This window comes from Ruegeria sp. SAZD013, from assembly GCF_059612525.1.
In genome coordinates this window covers 232,439-252,637 of the sequence record NZ_JBXWQT010000013.1, presented here as the reverse complement: position 1 = coordinate 252,637, position 20,199 = coordinate 232,439, and the positions used below count along the sequence as shown (strand labels likewise).

The window sequence follows — 20,199 nt, the reverse complement described above, 5'->3', positions numbered from 1 at the left end:
GAGTAAAAGACCAATGCGGCAAAAGCCGTTGCTCTGCCTGCAACGGTACCTTAGTTTTGCGCAAGAGATATCACCAGCGACGACCGGGCAGACAGGACCAGAAATGAACGTGATCCGAAACTCAATTTTGGCAGCGGGGATGAGCCTGGCAGCTGCCACTGCTTTCGCGCAGGACGGGACTGTCATCGTCAAGGATGATGAAGTTGGCGGTGTCTATGAAGGCACTTACGAGAACGGGTTGCGGCACGGGACAGGAACGTATCGGCTGCCGAATGGGTTTGAATACACGGGGCAGTGGGTAGAAGGCGAAATTCAGGGTCAGGGTACGACACGCTACCCCGACGGGTCAGTCTACGAAGGCATGTTCGCCAAGGGTCAGCCCGAAGGGCGCGGCAAGATCATCTATGCCAATGGCAGCAGCTACGAGGGCGATTGGTCCAAAGGGTCAATCAACGGCACCGGCATCGCTGAATTCGCGAACGGCACGCGCTATGAGGGTGAGTTCAGGAACGCTCAGCGACATGGCAAAGGCGTGCTGAGTTTTCCCGACGGATATATCTATGATGGCGACTGGGTCGACGGTGAGCGGCAGGGCAAGGCCAGGATCACCTATACGGATGGCAGCGTTTACGACGGCGACGTCAACGCAGGTTTGCGCGATGGAACCGGCACGCAGACGATGCCCGACGGAATGGTGTATTCAGGGGATTGGTCCGGCGACCAGATCACCGGGACGGGCAGCCTGACTTATTCCAATGGCGATATATACGAAGGCGAACTTCAAGAAGGGCGCCGCTACGGTAAGGGCAAAGTGACCCACGCGCAGGGGGATGTTTACGAAGGCGATTTTGTCGACGACCGTCGCCACGGCAAAGGAACGTTCACCGGAACAGACGGCTTTGTGTATACCGGCGACTGGAACGCCGGGCAGATTGAAGGCCTAGGCGAAGTGACCTATCCGGATGGCTCTGTCTATGTCGGCGATTTCGTTGCCGATCTGGCCGAAGGAAACGGCAGCATCACCTATCCGGACGGATCGACCTATGAAGGCGAATGGATCGCGGGTGTTATCGAGGGTCAAGGCACGGCCACGTATACCAATGGTATGATCTACAAAGGCCAATTCAAAAACGCGCAAAGCCACGGCAAAGGTGTGGTTACGCGCGCAGATGGCTCGGTATATGACGGCGACTGGGTTGAAGGTGTGCGTCAGGGCAAAGGCAAGGCGACCTATTCCGATGGCACGGTCTACATCGGTGATTTCCAGAACGGAAAACGGCATGGCAAAGGCGAAATCGTAACCCCCGCCGGGTTCAAATATTCGGGCGACTGGTCGGACGGAAAAATCAACGGCGTGGGTACCGCCACCTACTCGAACGGCGACGTGTATGAGGGCAGCTTTGTCGACAACAAACGGCAGGGCAGTGGGACGATGCGCTATGCCAACGGCCAGGAGGAAAGCGGTGTCTGGGAAAACGGCGTGTTGCCGGACCAGACCTCGGACCAGCAGAGTGACGCTGACACCCCTGCCCCGCAACCCGGCCCGGATGCAAATACTGAGGCAACCGGAAGCTCGGACGGGTGAGGGCTCACCACGGGACCGGCTTACCGGCCCAATCATAGAACCCACCGGTATCAGCCAGCGTTAACCCGCGTATCACGTTCAACAGGTTGTCGGCGGCTGCTTCAGGTTCGACGGCAGGATGACGACCCAGGTATTTGTTCGTGAACTCTGTTTTTACCGTGCCGGGGTGAAGGGCGACGCAAATTGCTTGTTTATGTGTTCGGGCCAATTCAATTGCGGCGGTATGGACGACCTGATTGACCGCTGCCTTAGCCGCACGGTAGCTGATCCAACCACCTGTCCGATTATCCCCGATTGATCCCACCCGCGCCGAAAGCACCGCGAATACAGATCGTCTATGTCGCGGCAACAGCTGATACGCGCGGCTTAGCACCAATGCCGGACCAACGGCATTCAACGCAAACTGATCCATCATGGCTTTGGCTGAAATCGCCCGAATGGTCTTTTCCGGCAAAGCGCCGTCTATCTCTAACGCGCCCGAAGCCACCAGAATCAGATCAAACTGGTCTGGCAGGCTTTCAAGCATCAGCATCGTCCTGTCCCGATCAGTCAGGTCAAAGCCGTCCTCCGACCGGGACAAACGCGTGACCGAAACGCCCTGCTCAACCAGCCGTCCGGTAACAGCTGCGCCAATTCCGCCAGAAGCACCAATTATCAATGCAGTTTCCATCCGTGACCAGCTAGCGGCGCTGTGCGAACAATCAAGGCTGTCAAAAAAGGGCAGTTGCCAGAAGTTCGCGTATTGCAAATTGGTTCTTTCCATTCCCGGCGGGCTCTGTATAACCTCTATCCCATGATCAACCGCGCAGATATCCCTTGTGTCGACACCGCCCTTCGCGGTGCGTCGCTGCGTGGCCTACTGATCCTAATCCGCCTCTGAGCGTGCCATCCGGCGCGCCCGCTCAGAGGAGGACGCCAGCGCGCCATAGGCTTTAGGACAGAAGAAGAAAGAGAACCCCATGACCAACGTGACCGACCAAGACCGCGTCTTGATCTTCGATACCACTTTGCGCGACGGCGAGCAGAGCCCCGGCGCCACCATGACCCATGACGAAAAGCTCGAGATCGCCGAGTTGCTGGACGACATGGGCGTCGATATTATCGAGGCCGGCTTCCCCATCGCGTCGGAAGGCGATTTCAAGGCTGTGACCGAAATTGCACAACGGTCGAAAAACAGCCGCATCTGCGGTCTGGCCCGCGCGAATTTTGCCGATATCGACCGCTGCTGGGAGGCGGTAAAACACGCCGAGAAGAACCGCATTCACACGTTCATCGGCACTTCACCGCTGCACCGTGCCATCCCGAATCTGACGATGGACGAGATGGCCGACAAGATCCACGAAACGGTCAGCCATGCGCGCAACCTGTGCGAAAACGTGCAGTGGTCTCCGATGGACGCGACCCGAACCGAATGGGATTACCTGTGTCGTGTGATCGAGATCGCGATCAAGGCCGGGGCAACCACGATCAACATCCCGGATACGGTGGGCTATACCGCTCCGGTGGAAAGCGCGGACCTGATCAAGCGGCTGATCGAAACGGTGCCGGGGGCGGATGACGTGATCTTTGCCACCCATTGCCACAACGACCTTGGCATGGCGACCGCGAACTCGCTGGCCGCTGTCGCAGGCGGTGCGCGCCAGATTGAATGCACCATCAACGGTCTGGGCGAACGCGCAGGCAACACGGCGCTGGAAGAAGTGGTCATGGCACTGCGCACGCGCAACGATATCATGCCGTGGCACACTGGCATCGACACCACCAAGATCATGCACATCTCGCGTCGGGTTGCGACGGTCTCGGGTTTTCCGGTGCAGTTCAACAAGGCAATTGTCGGCAAGAACGCTTTTGCCCATGAAAGTGGCATCCATCAGGACGGGATGCTGAAAAACCGCGAAAACTTTGAAATCATGCGTCCTGAGGACATTGGTCTGTCGGGAACATCCTTGCCGCTTGGCAAACATTCGGGCCGCGCAGCCTTGCGCGACAAGCTCGAAACGCTAGGGTTTGAGGTTGGTGACAACCAACTCAAGGATATCTTCGTCCGGTTCAAGGATCTGGCGGATCGCAAGAAAGAGGTGTTCGACGACGATCTCATTGCGCTGATGACGCTGGACGAGGCTGACGACCACCTGCAACTGGTTTCGATGAAGGTGACTTGCGGCACGGGTGGTCAGGCGGAATCGACGGTCGAGCTGGAAGTTGAAGGCGTGGATAAAATCGCCACCGAACATGGCGACGGCCCGGTGGATGCAACCTTTAAGGCGATTCGTGCGATTTATCCCAACACGGCGCGTCTTCAGCTTTATCAGGTTCATGCCGTAACCGAGGGCACGGACGCGCAGGCAACGGTTTCCGTGCGCCTGGAAGAGGATGGCATGATCGCAACAGGCCAGTCGGCAAACACCGATACCGTCGTGGCGTCAGCTAAGGCTTATATCCACGCTCTCAACCGCCTGATCGTGCGCCGTGAAAAGGCTGGACCGGGCGCAGATGCGCGCGAGATCAGCTATAAAGACCTGACCTGATCGACGAAGCTCCAGAAAACGGCCCGAACTTCCGGGCCGTTTTTTACCTCAGGACAATCCGGCCTTAGCCAGCCCCTGGATAAGATGCTGCAAATCCTCTTCGCGTCCGTAATGAAGGTTCGCGACAAGGTCCTGAACAGTCAAATCCGGCTGTGACACATGGATTTCCTTGACATGTTGGCGGGCTTTGGCCTCGTTGCCCAGCCAACTGTGACACGCCGCAACATAGGCGTGCTGAACCACATCCAATGCCGGCAAGCGCGAAAAGTCCTCGATCGCAGCTTCATATTGCTTTGCGCCGAAATGGGCTTTGCCCAAATGGCTCCAGAACCGGGCCGGATGATGGGGGTTCAGACGCATCGCTTTTTCGATCCACCCGGCGCCTTCCTCGGGCCGACCAGACCAGGTCAGCAACTCTCCCATCTGCACCACGACCAAATCGTAGTTTGGATTCAAAGACAGCGCGCGTTCCTGATGGTAGCGGGCGCGCCCAAGGTCATTTTGCAAAATTTCCACCGCCGCCATCAGTCTGTGTACGTCGGCATCGTTATCGTCCAGTGACGCCGCCTTCTTGGCCGAATCCAACGCCAGCATCTTCATCGCCTCGCCGTCCTCGGCCCAGCCGTACCCCCAGGCCTGACCGCGAATGCAACCGCGCCAGGCATGGGCATGAGCATATTCCGGGTCCAGTTCGATGGCCCGCTCGATCAGCTTCATCGCTTCGGCATTGTCCTCACGTGTGCTGCGGTGGTGCAGAACCTTTGCGGCCAGAACGCACTCATACGCCGCGAAATTTGAAGGGGTCTTTCGCTTTAAGTCTTCCTGTTGCGACGCTTCGATGCGGCCCGGCAGTGTCGCCACAACTGCCGAAGTGACCTCGTCCTGGATGGTAAAAATATCATCCAGGTCACGGTCGTATTTCTCGGCCCAGATATGGGCGTCGTTCTGACTGTCGATCAACTGTACCGTGACGCGCAGGCGATTTCCGGCTTTGCGCACACTGCCTTCGACGATGTATTGCGCGCCCAGAGTCTCGCCGACTTGGCGAAGGTTCACGGCCTGCCCCTTGTAGACGAAACTGGAATTGCGCGAAATCACGAACAACTCGTGCCGACGGCTGAGTTCTGTTAACAGGTCTTCAGTCAAACCGTCGACGAAGAACTCCTGTTCGGGATCGCCGCTCATGTTCTCGAACGGCAGAACCGCAATTGTCGGTTTGACGACTCTGGTTGAGCCGTCCTCTTTGGAATTTTCACCAGCCGCCGCAGCAGGCGCGTCCAGTTCAACGCGGAAGGCATGAACCGGCTGGGAAATATTCTTGAGCGAAATCTCCCCCAGATCCTGAAAGCGAAGATCCAGCCGACTGGTCACCTGGTTGTGCACCGCGCCGGAAATCAACACGTCACCAGGAGAGGCAGATTGTTCCAGGCGCGCGGCCACATTGACCCCACTGCCGAAAATATCCCCGTCTTCAAAGATGATTTCATCCAGATTGATGCCGATCCGAAATTGGATGCGCTGATCCTTAGGCACATCTGCATTTCTGCGAAACATCCGGTTCTGGACTTCGACGGCACAAGCCACGGCATCGCAGGCGCTGGTGAACTCGACCAACATCCCATCGCCGGTTGTCTTGATAACAGTGCCTCGGTTTTTTTCGATCGACGGGTCGATTAATTCGATCCTATGAGTGCGCAAACGGGCCAAGGTGCCTTGTTCATCCGCTTCCATCAGGCGGCTGTAACCCACCATGTCTGCTGCCAGAACTGCTGCGAGTCTGCGATTCATTGCGATCCCCCCAGCGCCAAGTCTAGTGCCGCATGCCCTGACCGAACAAGAATTTTAATCGGTACATGCAGGGCGTGTATCGGCGAGGTGGCGTGCGCCTTCAACATGTCGTCTGGTGTCAGCCGAGACCGGAAAAAAGCGCATCCAGTTTTTGCGTTTCTTCGGCAAACCCGAATGGCGCATTCACAATGAACATCCCGGACCCCACCATCCGATGCCCTTCGCGCGCGGCGGGAAAGCGGACCTCATGACGCACAGATTTCGGCATATTCTGAGCCTTCAAAGCGGCGACCATCCCGACGTGCCTCTCATCCGTCAGGATCGGGTACCAAAGGGCAATCACGCCCACATTCCACTTGCGGTGCAGCTTGGCGATAATGCCGGGCATGCGGTCGTAATCGGTTTTCACCTCGTAACTGGGGTCAATCAGCATCATGCCCCGGCGCGGAGTCGGAGGCAGCAAAGACTGTGCCAGATCGAACCCATCCTGCTGATAGACCTTCGCCCCAAACGGCGACATCGCCAACGACAGGGCCGCAAATTCCTGTGGGTGCAGTTCCGCGAGGTGCAAACTGTCCTGTTCCCGCAACATAGTCGCGGCAATCATAGGTGATCCAGGATAGGCCATGTCGCCGTACCGGGTTTGTACTTGCTTCAGGACCTGCGCCATCGGGTGGTCGGGCCCGAACCACCCTTCCCGCTGTGCGCGACCGATCCCTGCCGCTGCCTCTCCTGTCCGAACGGATTCGTCTGCATCCAACCGGTACAACCCACGCCCGGAATGCGTCTCGATATAGCTGAGCGGCTTGTCTTTGCGTGTCAGATAATCCAGCACCCACGCCAGTAATGCGTGCTTTTGGACATCCGCCAGATTCCCGGCGTGGTAAATGTGTTGATAAGAGAGCATTTTGCCTTCTAAAGTCCCATTCAATAAGGCGGAAAGGTGCTGATTGTCGCGGAATCAGCCCTTTTACCGGGCGTGATGGCACCCTATAAGTCATCCGTCCCGAAACCGTCGAGTCGCGGGCAGTAGAAAACCGACATTACAGGATCAGGGAAAACATGGGGATCTTTGGCAATCTGGGCGGCCTGTTCACAGCGGACATGGCTATCGACCTTGGAACAGCAAACACGCTGGTTTACGTCAAGGGGCGCGGTGTCATCCTGTCTGAACCTTCGGTTGTGGCCTATCACGTCAAGGACGGTGTGAAGAAAGTTCTGGCCGTTGGCGAAGATGCAAAGCTGATGCTGGGTCGGACACCCGGTTCGATCGAGGCCATCCGTCCGATGCGCGAAGGTGTGATCGCCGATTTTGATACTGCCGAAGAAATGATCAAGCACTTCATCCGCAAGGTGCACAAGCGCTCGACTTTCTCGAAACCCAAGATCATTGTCTGCGTTCCCCATGGCGCAACCCCGGTCGAAAAGCGCGCAATTCGTCAGTCGGTCCTGTCAGCAGGTGCCCGTCGCGCGGGCCTGATTGCCGAACCGATTGCGGCCGCGATCGGGGCCGGCATGCCGATCACCGACCCGACCGGCAACATGGTTGTCGATATTGGCGGGGGCACCACCGAGGTTGCGGTTCTGTCGTTGGGCGACATTGTCTATGCCCGTTCGGTCCGTGTTGGTGGTGACCGGATGGACGAGGCCATCATTTCCTACCTGCGTCGCCAACAGAACCTTCTGGTGGGTGAATCCACGGCTGAGCGCATCAAGACAACCATCGGCACCGCCCGCATGCCCGACGACGGGCGCGGTCAGTCGATGCATATCCGGGGGCGTGACCTGTTGAACGGCGTGCCCAAGGAAATCGAGATCAGCCAGGCCCAGATAGCCGAAGCGTTGTCAGAGCCCGTGCAACAGATCTGCGAGGCGGTTATGACCGCACTTGAGACAACGCCCCCCGATCTGGCAGCTGACATTGTCGACCGTGGTGTGATGCTAACCGGTGGCGGCGCGCTGCTGGGCGATCTGGACCTGGCCCTGCGCGAACAGACAGGCCTGGCGGTATCCATTGCGGACGAAAGCCTGAATTGTGTGGCTTTGGGCACCGGCAAGGCACTGGAATATGAAAAACAGCTGCGCCACGCGATTGACTACGAAAGCTAAGGCGCGCACCCTCGGAAGATAGGGTTATATCGGCGCGAGCAGCACGGGAAGGTAACCTGTGGCAAAAGACCGATCACAGCGCGATGAGTACACGACCCCCCTGCGACGCTTGTTGCTGGGGATAGTTGTGCTGTGCCTGCTTGGTATCTTCCTTTTGTGGCGCATCGACAGCCCGCGCGTAGAACGGTTCCGCGCGCGAATCGTGGATACGGTTGTACCATCAATGGAATGGGCCATGGTCCCGGTGACTGCCGCCGTCAATCTGGTGCGTGACTTCCAAAGCTATCAGCGCCTGAGCGAGCAAAACAGGGAACTGCGTAGCGAACTGCGCCTAATGCGCGCCTGGAAAGAGGCTGCTTTGCAGCTCGAACAGGAAAACGCGCGACTGCTGGATTTGAACAATGTCCGCCTTGACCCTCGTCTGACCTACATCACCGGCGTTGTCATGGCCGACAGCGGGTCGCCATTCCGGCAATCCGTTCTGCTGAATGTCGGAGAGCGTGACGGGATCGTAGATGGATGGGCCACGATGGACGGCATTGGCCTGGTGGGCCGGATATCAGGTGTTGGCCCTGACACGGCACGCGTGATCCTTATGACGGACGCGACCAGCGCCATTCCCGCAACCATTCAACCTTCTGGGCAGACCGCTCTGATCAAAGGCGACAACAACCCCGCGCCCGCGGTGGAGTTTCTTGAGAACCGCGAGTTGGTTCGCCCCGGTGACCGGGTGATCACTTCGGGTGATGGCGGCGTGTTTCCTGCGGGCCTGCTGATCGGTCAAATCGCGGCAGACCCAGGGGGGCGCCTGCGGGTCCGACTGTCGGCAGATTTCGAAAGGCTCGAGTTTCTCAGGGTTCTGCGGTTTCACTCGGCTCCGCCCATTCAGGATCCGGGTAGTATCGTAGGCCCCACCCGCCCAGAGGTGGCATTGACCCCGGATGAGGTCAGCGATGGATAGACCGACTTCGCAAATCTGGGCCATGCGCAGCCTTTATGCCTTGCTGGCTTTTGCTGTGCTGTTTCTGCACCTGTTGCCATTGGACGCTCAACCCGATCGTTGGCCTTTTCCCGACGTCCTGATTGCCCTGACTTTTGCCTGGGTGTTGCGGCGGCCCGATTACGTCCCGACTGTTTTGGTCGCGCTTGTCATGCTGATGGCCGACTTTCTGCTGCAACGTCCACCGGGTCTATTGGCAGCGCTGACCGTAGTCGGGTCGACCTATCTGCGGTCAGCGGCTTTGGGTATGAGGGATGCGGGATTTGCCGGGGAGTGGATGTCTGTCGGCATTGTGATCACGGCGGTCATCTTGATGAACAGGTTAGTACTATCGGTGATGTCCGTGCAGCAGGCTGCACTGGGGCCGGTCGTGGTTCAGCTTGTGCTGACGGTCGCTGTCTACCCGTTGGTCGTGTTGCTTAGCCAAAGCGCGTTGGGGGTCCGCCGCATATCCGCTGCTGATGTCAGCGCTGTGAGAAGCCGGGCATGAAACAGCGCAAACCCAAATCCCAGGGCCTTGCCTATAAGCGTCTGCCACGCAGAGCGCTGTTGCTGGGCGGTCTACAGGCGGTGTTCATAGGCAGTCTGGCGGCACGAATGCGGTTCATGCAGGTAGAACAGGCCGACGAATATCGCTTGTTGGCCGAAGAAAACCGCATCAACATCCGGCTTATCCCACCGACCCGTGGGCGTATCTATGACCGGAACGGTCAGATCATCGGCCAGAACTCACCTTCCTATCGCATCGTCATTGTGCGTGAGGATGCCGATGACGTGGAAAAAGTCATCGCCAAACTGTCGGAACTGATCCCTCTGAACGAAGATGAGATCGAGCGCGCCAGGACTGAAATGCGCCGCTCGGCCCCGTTTCTGCCGGTGACGCTGGCGGATCAGGTTACGTGGGAGGATATCTCGAAGGTTGCGGTCAATGCTCCGGCGCTGCCGGGCGTAACGCCCGAGGTCGGCCTGACGCGGCAATACCCACGATACGAGGATTTCGCCCATATCGTCGGCTATGTCGGCCCGGTCAGCGACTATGACCTCAGCAAAATCGAAGACCCTGAGCCGGTATTGCGCATCCCAAGATTCCAGATTGGAAAGGTCGGCCTTGAGGCAAAGCAGGAAATCGAACTGCGCGGCAAAGCCGGTGCAAAGCGGGTCGAGGTCAACGCGACGGGGCGTGTCATGCGCGAGCTTGACCGGCAGGAAGGACAACCCGGGGCAGATCTGCAACTGTCCATCGACGCTGAACTGCAACAATATGCACAGGCGCGACTGGCGGGCGAAAGTGCGGCCGCAGTTGTCATAGACTGCGAAACCGGCGACCTGCGCGCGGTCGCCTCGGCACCCAGTTTTGATCCGAACCTGTTTGTTCGCGGCATTTCGGTCGCCGATTACCGGGCACTGACAGAAGACAAGTATCGTCCGCTGGCGAATAAGTCCGTGCAAGGCACATATCCTCCGGGATCGACCTTCAAGATGGTCACCGCGCTGGCCGCGTTGGAAGCTGGCGTAGTCTCCCCCGGCAACACCGTGTACTGCCCCGGGCACCTGAAGGTCGGCAGTCGTCGCTTCCATTGCTGGAAACGTGGTGGGCACGGGACGGTCGACCTCAACCTCTCGCTGAAACGCAGCTGCGATGTCTATTACTATGACGTGGCTCTGCGGGTTGGCATCGACAAGATCTCTGACATGGCCCGCACTTTGGGACTGGGGGTCAAGCATGATATCCCGATGTCTGCAGTGGCAGATGGGCTGGCCCCCAATCAGGAATGGAAGCAGCGCGCGTATGGTCAGGAGTGGCTTGTGGGCGATACGGCAAACGCGTCCATCGGTCAGGGCTTCATGCTGGCTTCGCCGCTGCAACTGGCTGTGATGACCGCCCGCATCGCCACCGGTCGTGCAGTCACGCCGCGCCTGGTGCGCTCGATCGACGGTGTTGAACAACCCTCGGGCGCCGGAGAACCACTGGGCCTCAATTCCTACAATCTGGAACAGGTCCGCAAGGCCATGTTCTCGGTCTCGAATGACAGGCGGGGCACGGCATATCGAAGCCGCATCATCGCGGATGAGTTCCGGATGGCAGGGAAAACCGGAACCAGCCAGGTTCGAAACATAACCAAGGCCGAACGGGCGGCAGGCGTGATCCGCAACGAGGACCTGCCGTGGGAACGCCGCGACCACGCACTGTTCGTTTGCTTTGCACCGTTTGATAACCCGAAATACGCCGTAGCCGTGGTTGTTGAGCATGGCGGCGGCGGGTCCACGGCCGCAGCCCCGATTGCACGCGACATCATGCTGCAAGCTCTTTATGACGGCACTCCGCCGCTTGAAGCCTACCCCGTCGCCGACCGCGAACACATCAAAGAACAGCAAAAACGGCTGGAGGGTGAAAAACGCCCCAAGGCGCGACCGGATGGAAAGGACCGTGCATGAGCTATCTTGAATATGCCGTCAAATCCACGCCGTCGGGGTTTCGCAAATTCCTGTATATGAACTGGCCGCTGACGTTGCTGTTGATCAGCACCGCCAGCGCGGGCTTTCTGATGTTGTATTCCGTTGCGGGCGGTTCGTGGACGCCCTGGGCCGAGCCGCAGATGGAACGTTTCGGGCTTGGTCTGGCAGTGATGTTCATCATCGCACTGGTTCCGATCTGGTTCTGGCGCAACATGTCGGTGCTGGCCTATCTCGGCTCGGTGGCTTTGCTGGTATTTGTTGAACTGTTCGGCACCATCGGAATGGGTGCGCAGCGCTGGATCGACCTTGGGTTCATGCGCCTGCAACCCTCGGAGGTCATGAAAGTCACGCTGGTCATGTTGCTTGCGGCCTATTACGACTGGCTTCCCTCGCATAAAACATCCCGCCCGCTTTGGGTTCTTATCCCGGTTGTCCTGATCATCCTGCCTACATTGCTGGTTCTGAAACAGCCCGATCTCGGCACATCTATCCTGCTTCTGGCCGCAGGAGGTGGGTTGATGTTTCTGGCAGGGGTTCACTGGGCCTATTTTGCCGCCGTTATTGCTGCTGTCGTGGGTCTGATCGCCACTGTTTTCAACAGCCGTGGGACCGACTGGCAATTGCTGAAGGACTATCAGTTTCGGCGCATCGACACCTTTCTGGACCCGTCCACCGATCCCCTGGGGGCCGGTTACCACATAACCCAATCCAAGATTGCCTTGGGTTCCGGGGGCTGGAACGGGCGTGGGTTCATGCAGGGCACGCAGTCCCGCCTGAACTTCCTGCCCGAAAAGCACACCGATTTCATTTTCACGACGTTGGCCGAAGAGTTCGGATTTGTCGGGGGAACGACCCTGTTGACCCTTTATGCCTTGATTCTGGTTTTCTGCATGGTCACGGCACTGGCAACCAAGGACCGGTTTTCATCTCTGGTCACGCTGGGTATCGCGCTGAACTTCTTCCTGTTTTTTGCCGTCAACATGTCGATGGTGATGGGCATGGCTCCTGTCGTGGGTGTACCATTGCCGATGGTCAGCTATGGTGGCTCGGCCATGCTGGTTCTAATGGCAGCCTTTGGCATCGTCCAAAGCGCCCATATTCACCGCCCCCGTTGATCTGAAAGGTCTCTGATGTCTGTGAACGTCCTGTTTTCCGCGCGCCCTGCCCTATGGCCGGTGTATGAGCCGCTGCTGACACAATATCTTGATGAGGCGGGTCTGGACGTTCAGCTTGGAACCGAGTTCGAACCGGATCAGGTCGACTACGTTGTTTACGCCCCAAACGGAGGGGTACAGGATTTCAGACCTTTCACGCGCCTGAAAGCGGTGCTGAGCCTTTGGGCCGGGGTCGAAAAAATCGTGGGTAACGAAACACTGACCGTTCCGCTGGCGCGGATGGTGGATCACGGTCTGACGCAGGGTATGATCGAGTGGGTGGTTGGCCACGTGCTGCGCTACCATCTGGGGATGGACCGGCACATCATGGTACAGGACGGTGTCTGGACCCCAGACGTCCCACCGCTGGCGCAAGAGCGCAACGTTTGTATTCTGGGGCTTGGTGCATTGGGCGAAGCCGTGGCCCGCGCGCTGACAGCGCTTGAGTTTCGGGTCTCAGGCTGGAGCCGTACAGCCAGGGACATTCCCGGTGTAACATGCCTGCATGGTGCCGAAGGGTTGCGCCAGGCGCTTTCTCACGCAGAAATTGTAGTACTGTTGCTGCCCGATACTACTGCCACTGAAAATGCGCTGAATGCGGAAACGCTGGCCCTGCTGCCCAAAGGTGCGCGGATCATCAACCCGGGACGCGGGCCGCTGATTGATGATGATGCGCTGTTGAATGCCCTGAACTCGGGTCAGGTGGGCCACGCAACGCTGGATGTGTTTCGTGTCGAGCCCTTGCCCGCCGACCACCCCTATTGGGCGCATCCGAATGTCACCGTGACCCCTCACATAGCGTCCGAGACACGCCCTGTCACTGCCGCACAGGTCATTTGCGAAAACATCCGGCGTGGCGAAGCCGGTGAGCCCTTTGTGCACCTGGTCGACCGCACGCTGGGCTACTGACGTCACGCCGCAATCAAACCGCGGCCTTTTAGCAGGGCATCCACGCCCGGCAATCGCCCCCGGAACGCAAGATACAGGTCCTCTGCCTCGCGCGAACCGCCGGTGGACAAGATACTATCTTCCAGCGCTTTGGCCCGTTCGGGATCGAAGGCGCCACCTGCTTCTTCGAAGGCGGCAAAGGCGTCAGCATCCATCACCTCGGACCACATATAACTGTAATAGCCCGAGCTATAGCCATCGCCTGCGAATACATGCGCAAAGTGGGGCGTGGCATGGCGCATTCCAATGGCTTGCGGCATCCCCAACCCGGCTAGAACCTCGGCCTGTTTTGCCATCGGGTCTGCTGGGGCGTCGCCATCGTGGAAGGCCAGATCAACAAGGGCCGAGGCGACATATTCCACCGTCTGGAACCCCTGGTCGAAATTGGCAGCATTCAGCACTTTTTCAAGCATCTCTTGCGGCATCGGCTCGCCCGTTTCGGCATGGGTGGCAAACTCGGCCAGAACTTCGGGCACTTCCAGCCAGTGTTCATAAAGCTGGCTGGGCAGTTCGACAAAATCGCGCGCAACCGAGGTACCCGAGATGCTTTCGTAGGTCACATTGGACAGCATCTGGTGCAAGGCGTGGCCAAATTCGTGGAACAGGGTGCGTGCATCGTCATAAGACAGCAGTGCCGGATCACCCTTGGCGAAGTTGCAGACATTGATGACAATCGGTGCCTGTTCATTCGGGAATCTGGCCTGTGCCCGCATCGCGCTGCACCAGGCACCTGATCGCTTTGACCCCCGTGCAAAGTAGTCACCGATGAACACGGCGACGTGCCGACCGTTGCGTGTAACCTCCCACGCGCGGCAATCAGGGTGATAAAGCGGCACGTTCAAAGGCTTGAATTCCAGCCCGAACAGGCGATTTGCGCAAGCAAACGATGCCTCGATCATTCGGTCAAGTTGTAGGTAGGGTTTCAGTTCCGCCTCATCCAGATCATGTTCCGCCTTACGCCGCTTTTCAGCATAATAGCGCCAGTCCCATGCTTCCAGCGGGCCGTTGACGCCGTCGTCCTGCATCATCCGGGTCAGGATTTCTGCGTCCGCATCGGCGCGGGCCCTGGCAGGTTCCCACACCTGCATCAACAGCTTACGCACCCGGTCCGGCGTGCGCGCCATCTCGGTTTCCACCTTGTAATCGGCGAAACTGTCATAACCCAACAGCTTGGCGCGTTCCTCACGCAAACCCAGAATCTCAGCCGCGATCTCGCGATTGTCGGTCTCGCCGCCATTCGCCCCGCGGGCAGCCCAGGCGCGATATGCTTTTTCGCGCAGGTCCCGACGAGGTGAAAACTGAAGAAACGGCACGATCAGCGACCGGGACAGAGTAACAACCGGCCCCCCCGCGCCCTTTTCCACACCAGCAGCGCGCGCCGCATTCACAACGAAATCCGGCAGGCCCTGCAGATCTTGTTCGGTCAGGTCCATGAACCAATCCCGCTCATCCGCCAGCAGGTTCTGGGTAAAGGATGTCCCCAACGAGGCGAGGCGCGACTTGATTTCTTGCATACGAGCGTCTTCCTCCCCGTCCAACGCCGCACCTGCACGAACAAAACCTCGATTGGTCAGCATCAGAACGCGTGCCTGTTCCTCGGTCAGGTTCAGGTCATCGCGCCGTGCCCAAAGGTCGGCAACGCGTTCAAACAGCGCCTTGTTCGAGGAAATTCCCGAGAAATGCGCCGAAAGCTTGGGTGAAAACGCGCGCTGCAACTCTTCCCGCTTTGGGTTGCTGTCTGCGCCTGCAACGGTGAAGAAGACCGACAGAACCTTGTCCAGCTGCTCGCCCGCAGCCTCGAGGGCTTCGACTGTGTTGGCGAAAGTAGAGGCCTCTGCATTTGCTGCAATCGCATCGATCTGGGCGTTATGCGCGGTCATCGCCTGATCCAGAGCCGGGGCAAAATCATCATCCGAAATATCGGCGAAAGGGGCTATTTCGAATGGGGTGGTCCAGTTGGACAGGATCGGGTTGGTCATGCGGATCTCCTTTGACCCTATAGCTAGTTCGCCATGGCCGGGTGTTCCAGAACCCCCAGCCCACGTTAAGAAAGGTTAATCGCTTGCGGTACCGCAGATGGGGCAATCAGCACGGCGGGTCAGTGTGATCTTGCGGCTTTCACCATATAGGGCGTCGTAGATCAGCATCTCACCCCGCAGCGCCATGCCAGCGCCCGTGATCACCTTTATCGCCTCAACCGCCATCATCGATCCGACGACGCCCGGCAACGGGCCAATCACACCGGCCTCGGAGCAGGACGGGGCCAGACCGGGGGCCGGGGCTTCGGGAAAGATACACTGATAGCACGGGCTGCCATTGGCTGGGTCAAACACGCTGAGCTGCCCTTCCCACTGCGACAAGGCCCCCGAAATCAGAGGCTTGCCCAGCGCGGCGGCAGTCCGGTTGGCCAGATAGCGGGTCTCAAAATTATCCGTACCGTCAAGGATCAGATCGAAGTCGGCAAAAAGATCTGCCGCGATATCATCGCTCAATCTGCGATGAAAGGGCAGAACCACCACATTCGGGTTCTGCGCCTCCATCGCTTGCTGGGCGGAAAAGACCTTGGGCATATCGATATCTGCATCGCGGTGGATCACCTGCCGCTGAAGGTTCGCATTCTCGACTATGTCGTCGTCAATGACCCCGATTGTACCCACACCTGCGGCCGCCAGGTATTGCAGCGCCGGGGCGCCCAAACCTCCCGCACCGATCACCAGAACACGGGCTTGTTTCAACTTTTTCTGACCCGGCCCGCCCAATTCGCGCAGCACGATGTGGCGGGCATACCGGTTCAGCTCGGTTTCAGTGAAACGGTCAGAGGGCAAGGTAGATTCCGGTTTGGAGGCCTTTACTGCACGGTTGCGAAGGGCCTTCAGCACACGGCCATATAGCAAAACGATGGCCGCGAAACCTGCAAGGATCAGCCACAGTGCCGCGGACCCACCGGTTGCTTCGCGCAGGGGATGCCCATCCGGAAAGATCAGATGAGACAGGATCACCCCGACCAACAACACACTCACCGACACCACACGCGCGGTTTTTGACGCGCCCGCGATATAGCCGACGCCCCATAGCCCAGCTGCCAGAACAAGAACCAGCAGCATCAGCCGCGCCCGGTCGAGCCGAAACCACCAGCCCCGCGATCTGTTTCACCCAATGCCTCAGCCAGTTCAAATGCCGCCTGCACAACAGGGGCAACTACCAGCTGCGCGATACGATCGCCATGAGCAATCTCGAACCGTTCCTGGCCGGAATTCATCACGATCACCCCCAAAGGTCCGCGATAGTCACTGTCAATAGTGCCCGGCGTATTGGGCAGCGTGATCCCGTGTTTCAGTGCAAGGCCCGAGCGGGGTCGAACTTGAACCTCGTATCCCTGCGGGATTTCAATGCGCAGACCGGTCGGCACAAGCGCCCGCTGTCCGGGCTCCAGCATAATCGAAACCCCCTCGGGCAAGTTGGCACGCACGTCCGCGCCAGCAGCACCCGCAGTTTCGTAAGACGGAAGCGCCACGGCGGGGTCTGCCCCGTCTTCGCGGATCACTCGAATTGCAACCATGGTTTTGCCTTTCCTTCAGCCCGCCAACGCGTCTGCGATCCTGCTTGCCAACCGCCGCGCAACCTCGGCCTTGCCCATACGCGGCCATTCTTCGGCTCCGCTGCCCGAGATCAGGATAACTGCATTCTCGGACCCGCCCATGATCCCGGTGGCAGGGCTGACATCGTTGGCAACAATCCAGTCACAGCCTTTGCGCAGTCGCTTGGCGGTGGCATGTTCGATCACGTCATCGGTCTCGGCTGCAAAGCCGACAACCAAAGGTGGGCGCCCATTTTCCATCCGCGAGACGCGTCTGAGAATGTCGGGGTTCTCGGCAAATTCCAGAACCGGCAGACCGTCGCGGCTTTTCTTCAGTTTCTTGTCCGACGCACTGGCCACGCGCCAATCTGCCACCGCCGCCGCAAACACGCCCGCGTCGACGGGCAGCGCCGCATCAACCGCGTCCGACATCTGTTGCGCGGTCTCGACCGGCACGACCTGCACACCCGCCGGTGGCGGTACGTCAGCAGGACCCGTGACAAAGATCACCTCGGCCCCCAAATCCGCAAGCGCCCGTGCCACGGCCGAGCCCTGCGCCCCGGAAGAGCGGTTCGCGATATACCGGACCGGATCAATCGGCTCATGCGTCGGGCCCGACGTCACCAGCACGCGCTTTCCCACCAAGGGTCCTGCCGCAAGCTGCGCCTCAACCGCCGCGACGATTTCCAGCGGTTCCGACATGCGTCCAGGGCCATATTCACCGCAGGCCATATCACCTTCGTTTGGGCCAACAAAGCGCACGCCATCCGCTTGAAGCTGCTTCAGGTTGCGTCGCGTCGCCGGGTGTTCCCACATGCGTACATTCATCGCGGGCGCACACAGAACAGGCGTGTCCGTCGCCATCAGAAGGGTCGATGCCAGATCATTTGCCAACCCCCCGGCCATCTTGCCCATCAGGTCCGCGGTTGCTGGGGCCACAACAATCAGATCGGCAGAGCGTGACAGCTGGATATGGCCCATCTCGGCCTCGGCGGTCAGATTGAACAGATCGCCATAGACCTTTTCTGAGGCAAGAGCAGACACGGACAGAGGTGTTACAAATTCCTCTGCCGCACGCGTCAGCACAGGCGTCACGGCCGCGCCACGCTCACGCAGCTTGCGGATCAGATCCAGCGATTTGTAGGCCGCTATGCCGCCGCCAATGATCAGCAGAATGCGTTTGGATGACAGCATGTTCAGCCCTTCCTGTCCCGGTCGGCCCCGACATTAGGCAAGGCCAGCAGGTTGTTCCAGCGATTAATTCTGAACCTGAAACGCCACACAGGGGTCTTCACGCTCTACTGTGGGGCTATCGATTACGAGATCAAAGTCGCCATCGATAATATCGTCCTCAGACTGTCCGACCGAGACCACCTTCCATCCGGGTTGTAGCCGTTCAAGATATGTCGGGATACCTCGGTCTTTGCGCGCATGTCCGTTCCCAGTGATCACGGCAACCGGGCCACCCGTTTCTTCCATCGCGCGCATCACGGCGCGAGCCAGCACAGCATCGCGCAGTCGCTGGATCGCAACCATCTGGGGTAACATCTCTGGCGGGAGAGCATCGCAATGCGCGGCCAGTTGATCCGCCTCGCGCGCCTCCTGCTCCTCAGGCGTCAGCGGTACAGTCAAACCATAACGCGCCGCATCTGCACCCAACGCGGTGGCTGCTCCGCGTTCCATCGCGGCCCGCGCGGAAGCACGCGGCACCATGGCCCCGTAAACCGGCGCGCCTGAGGCCTTGAACACCGGATAATACAGCCTAAGAGGTGGCCAACCGCTTTCTGCCCATTGCAGAATGCGGCTCAACTCTTCAGGGTTGGACACCGCTTTTTGCGCCAGCCGTTGCGCGCCTTCTTCGGTAACCATCTCCCAGACAACAGCCGAGGGTGAGATTTTCATAATCGCTTCAGCTTGAATAAGGTGGTGGCGGGGATTGTCGTGAACCTCTCCCAGAATGACCACATCCGCATCCCGCATCGCGAGAGCCACATCATCAGAAATAAGATTTTCCGCCAGTCCAGGTCGCGCTGCTGTAACCGTAAGGCCCAGAACACAGGCAAGAATCGCAAGCTGTTTCATGCGATGAAGTGTTGCACCTCGCTCGACTGGGCTTCAAGGTTCTTGCGCATTTTTGCGAACGCCGCAGCCTCAAGCTGTCGCACGCGTTCCTTGGACAGACCCAACTCGACGCCGAGACTTTCCAGTGTCCGCGCAGGCTCGCGCAGTTTGCGTTCGCGCACAATGAACCGCTCGCGGTCATTCAGTGCGTTCATCGCGATCAGCAACCACTGGCGCAATTGTTTGGTATCGTGGGTGTGTTCAACTGCTTCGGCGGCCTGTTCACGTTCATCTTCCAGCGCATCGATCCATTCACGCCCGTCTTCGTCGGCGGATTGCACCGCGTTCAGAGAAAAATCTGACCCTGACAGCCGACCTTCCATCAGTTCAACGTCGCGCAGAGGAACCCCGATTTCCGTGGCAATCATCTGATGCAGCTGGTGGCGATCCAATTCAAGACCTTCGGTCGCGGCCTCGCGTTCAAGGCGGGCCTGAACCCGACGCATGTTGAAAAACAGCGATTTCTGCGCCGAGGTGGACCCCGTTCGCACCATGGACCAGTTCCGCATCACATAGTCCTGAATGCTCGCCTTGATCCACCACACCGCATAAGTCGAAAACCGCACGCCGCGATCAGGGTCGAACTTGTCTGCGGCCTTCATCAATCCCAGACCGGCCTCTTGGATAAGGTCATTCATCGGCGCGCCATAGCGTTTGAACTTGGCCGCCATCGAAATTGCCAGCCGCATATACGCTGTGATCAGGCGGTGCAGTGCCTGTTCGTCACGCTGGTCACGCCAGGCATAGGCCAGCTTCAGTTCCGTTTCCGCATCCAGCAACTCGGCCTTCATCGCTTGCCGGGACATCGAAAAATCTGTCGCGTTGTCCAGTGCCATAAACCTCTCCCCTGTTTTGCAGGCGTTGGCCGGGCTTGCCATGCCGACCTATGACCGATACGCAAAACAGCACCAATTGGATCATCTTTAGGTAAG

17 protein-coding genes are annotated in these 20,199 nt (G+C 58.8%); 8 read left to right on the top strand and 9 right to left on the bottom strand.

Going from position 1 to position 20,199, the window contains the following annotated elements; all coding sequences use genetic code 11:
* Positions 1-103 precede the first annotated feature (103 nt).
* A complete protein-coding gene (locus AC2FLU_RS03345; protein WP_496714941.1) occupies positions 104-1,585 on the top strand; it encodes an MORN repeat-containing protein in 1,482 nt (493 codons plus the stop codon).
* A 4-nt stretch (positions 1,586-1,589) separates the two neighbouring features.
* On the opposite strand, the gene AC2FLU_RS03340 is transcribed toward AC2FLU_RS03345, so the two are convergent.
* Positions 1,590-2,255: an SDR family NAD(P)-dependent oxidoreductase gene (locus AC2FLU_RS03340; protein ID WP_496714939.1), complete on the bottom strand. Its 666-nt coding sequence runs from the start codon at positions 2,253-2,255 to the stop codon at positions 1,590-1,592.
* Between the two features lie 289 nt (positions 2,256-2,544).
* Here AC2FLU_RS03340 and AC2FLU_RS03335 point away from each other — a divergent pair, with 289 nt between their 5' ends.
* Complete coding sequence (locus tag AC2FLU_RS03335) at positions 2,545-4,113, top strand: 2-isopropylmalate synthase (RefSeq protein ID WP_480483242.1); 1,569 nt, start codon at positions 2,545-2,547, stop codon at positions 4,111-4,113.
* 48 nt (positions 4,114-4,161) lie between these two features.
* Here AC2FLU_RS03335 and AC2FLU_RS03330 read toward each other — a convergent pair whose 3' ends face one another.
* Positions 4,162-5,901, bottom strand: coding sequence for an adenylate/guanylate cyclase domain-containing protein (locus tag AC2FLU_RS03330; protein WP_496808291.1), 1,740 nt, complete (start codon positions 5,899-5,901; stop codon positions 4,162-4,164).
* Between the two features lie 118 nt (positions 5,902-6,019).
* Positions 6,020-6,808 (bottom strand): 23S rRNA (adenine(2030)-N(6))-methyltransferase RlmJ, encoded by a 789-nt coding sequence (locus AC2FLU_RS03325; RefSeq protein ID WP_496808292.1) that lies wholly within the window; start codon positions 6,806-6,808, stop codon positions 6,020-6,022.
* A gap of 155 nt (positions 6,809-6,963) precedes the next feature.
* Here AC2FLU_RS03325 and AC2FLU_RS03320 point away from each other — a divergent pair, with 155 nt between their 5' ends.
* The 6 genes from AC2FLU_RS03320 to AC2FLU_RS03295 are packed head-to-tail and all read left to right on the top strand — an operon-like array spanning position 6,964 to position 13,530.
* Positions 6,964-8,010: a rod shape-determining protein gene (locus tag AC2FLU_RS03320; protein ID WP_480475196.1), complete on the top strand. Its 1,047-nt coding sequence runs from the start codon at positions 6,964-6,966 to the stop codon at positions 8,008-8,010.
* A gap of 58 nt (positions 8,011-8,068) precedes the next feature.
* A complete protein-coding gene (mreC, locus tag AC2FLU_RS03315; protein WP_480554186.1) occupies positions 8,069-8,971 on the top strand; it encodes a rod shape-determining protein MreC in 903 nt (300 codons plus the stop codon).
* A complete protein-coding gene (locus AC2FLU_RS03310; RefSeq protein WP_480554187.1) occupies positions 8,964-9,500 on the top strand; it encodes a rod shape-determining protein MreD in 537 nt (178 codons plus the stop codon). Before mreC ends, AC2FLU_RS03310 begins: the two co-directional genes overlap by 8 nt.
* Positions 9,497-11,446 (top strand): penicillin-binding protein 2, encoded by a 1,950-nt coding sequence (mrdA, locus tag AC2FLU_RS03305; RefSeq protein WP_480475190.1) that lies wholly within the window; start codon positions 9,497-9,499, stop codon positions 11,444-11,446. Before AC2FLU_RS03310 ends, mrdA begins: the two co-directional genes overlap by 4 nt.
* Positions 11,443-12,582, top strand: coding sequence for a rod shape-determining protein RodA (rodA, locus tag AC2FLU_RS03300; protein ID WP_480475188.1), 1,140 nt, complete (start codon positions 11,443-11,445; stop codon positions 12,580-12,582). The genes mrdA and rodA overlap by 4 nt, the downstream gene beginning before the upstream one ends.
* A 15-nt stretch (positions 12,583-12,597) precedes the next feature.
* Entirely contained in the window at positions 12,598-13,530 is a 933-nt protein-coding gene (locus AC2FLU_RS03295) for a 2-hydroxyacid dehydrogenase (protein WP_480554188.1), read from the top strand.
* Positions 13,531-13,532: 2 nt separating this feature from the next.
* Here AC2FLU_RS03295 and AC2FLU_RS03290 read toward each other — a convergent pair whose 3' ends face one another.
* The 6 genes from AC2FLU_RS03290 to AC2FLU_RS03265 form a co-directional block, all read right to left on the bottom strand.
* On the bottom strand, positions 13,533-15,548 hold the full coding sequence (locus AC2FLU_RS03290) for a M3 family metallopeptidase (RefSeq protein WP_496811860.1): 2,016 nt from the start codon (positions 15,546-15,548) through the stop codon (positions 13,533-13,535).
* Between the two features lie 75 nt (positions 15,549-15,623).
* Positions 15,624-16,673 carry a HesA/MoeB/ThiF family protein gene (locus tag AC2FLU_RS03285; RefSeq protein ID WP_496714926.1) on the bottom strand — a complete coding sequence of 350 codons (1,050 nt, stop codon included), beginning with the start codon at positions 16,671-16,673 and terminating at the stop codon, positions 15,624-15,626.
* Positions 16,673-17,128 carry a dUTP diphosphatase gene (gene dut / locus AC2FLU_RS03280; protein WP_496714924.1) on the bottom strand — a complete coding sequence of 152 codons (456 nt, stop codon included), beginning with the start codon at positions 17,126-17,128 and terminating at the stop codon, positions 16,673-16,675. Before dut ends, AC2FLU_RS03285 begins: the two co-directional genes overlap by 1 nt.
* 15 nt (positions 17,129-17,143) lie before the next feature.
* Entirely contained in the window at positions 17,144-18,340 is a 1,197-nt protein-coding gene (coaBC, locus tag AC2FLU_RS03275; RefSeq protein ID WP_496808294.1) for a bifunctional phosphopantothenoylcysteine decarboxylase/phosphopantothenate--cysteine ligase CoaBC, read from the bottom strand.
* 63 nt (positions 18,341-18,403) lie between these two features.
* Positions 18,404-19,228, bottom strand: a complete 825-nt coding sequence (locus AC2FLU_RS03270) for a ChaN family lipoprotein (RefSeq protein WP_496811859.1) — start codon at positions 19,226-19,228, stop codon at positions 18,404-18,406.
* Complete coding sequence (locus tag AC2FLU_RS03265) at positions 19,225-20,103, bottom strand: RNA polymerase factor sigma-32 (RefSeq protein ID WP_480475174.1); 879 nt, start codon at positions 20,101-20,103, stop codon at positions 19,225-19,227. The genes AC2FLU_RS03270 and AC2FLU_RS03265 overlap by 4 nt, the downstream gene beginning before the upstream one ends.
* Positions 20,104-20,199 lie beyond the last annotated feature (96 nt).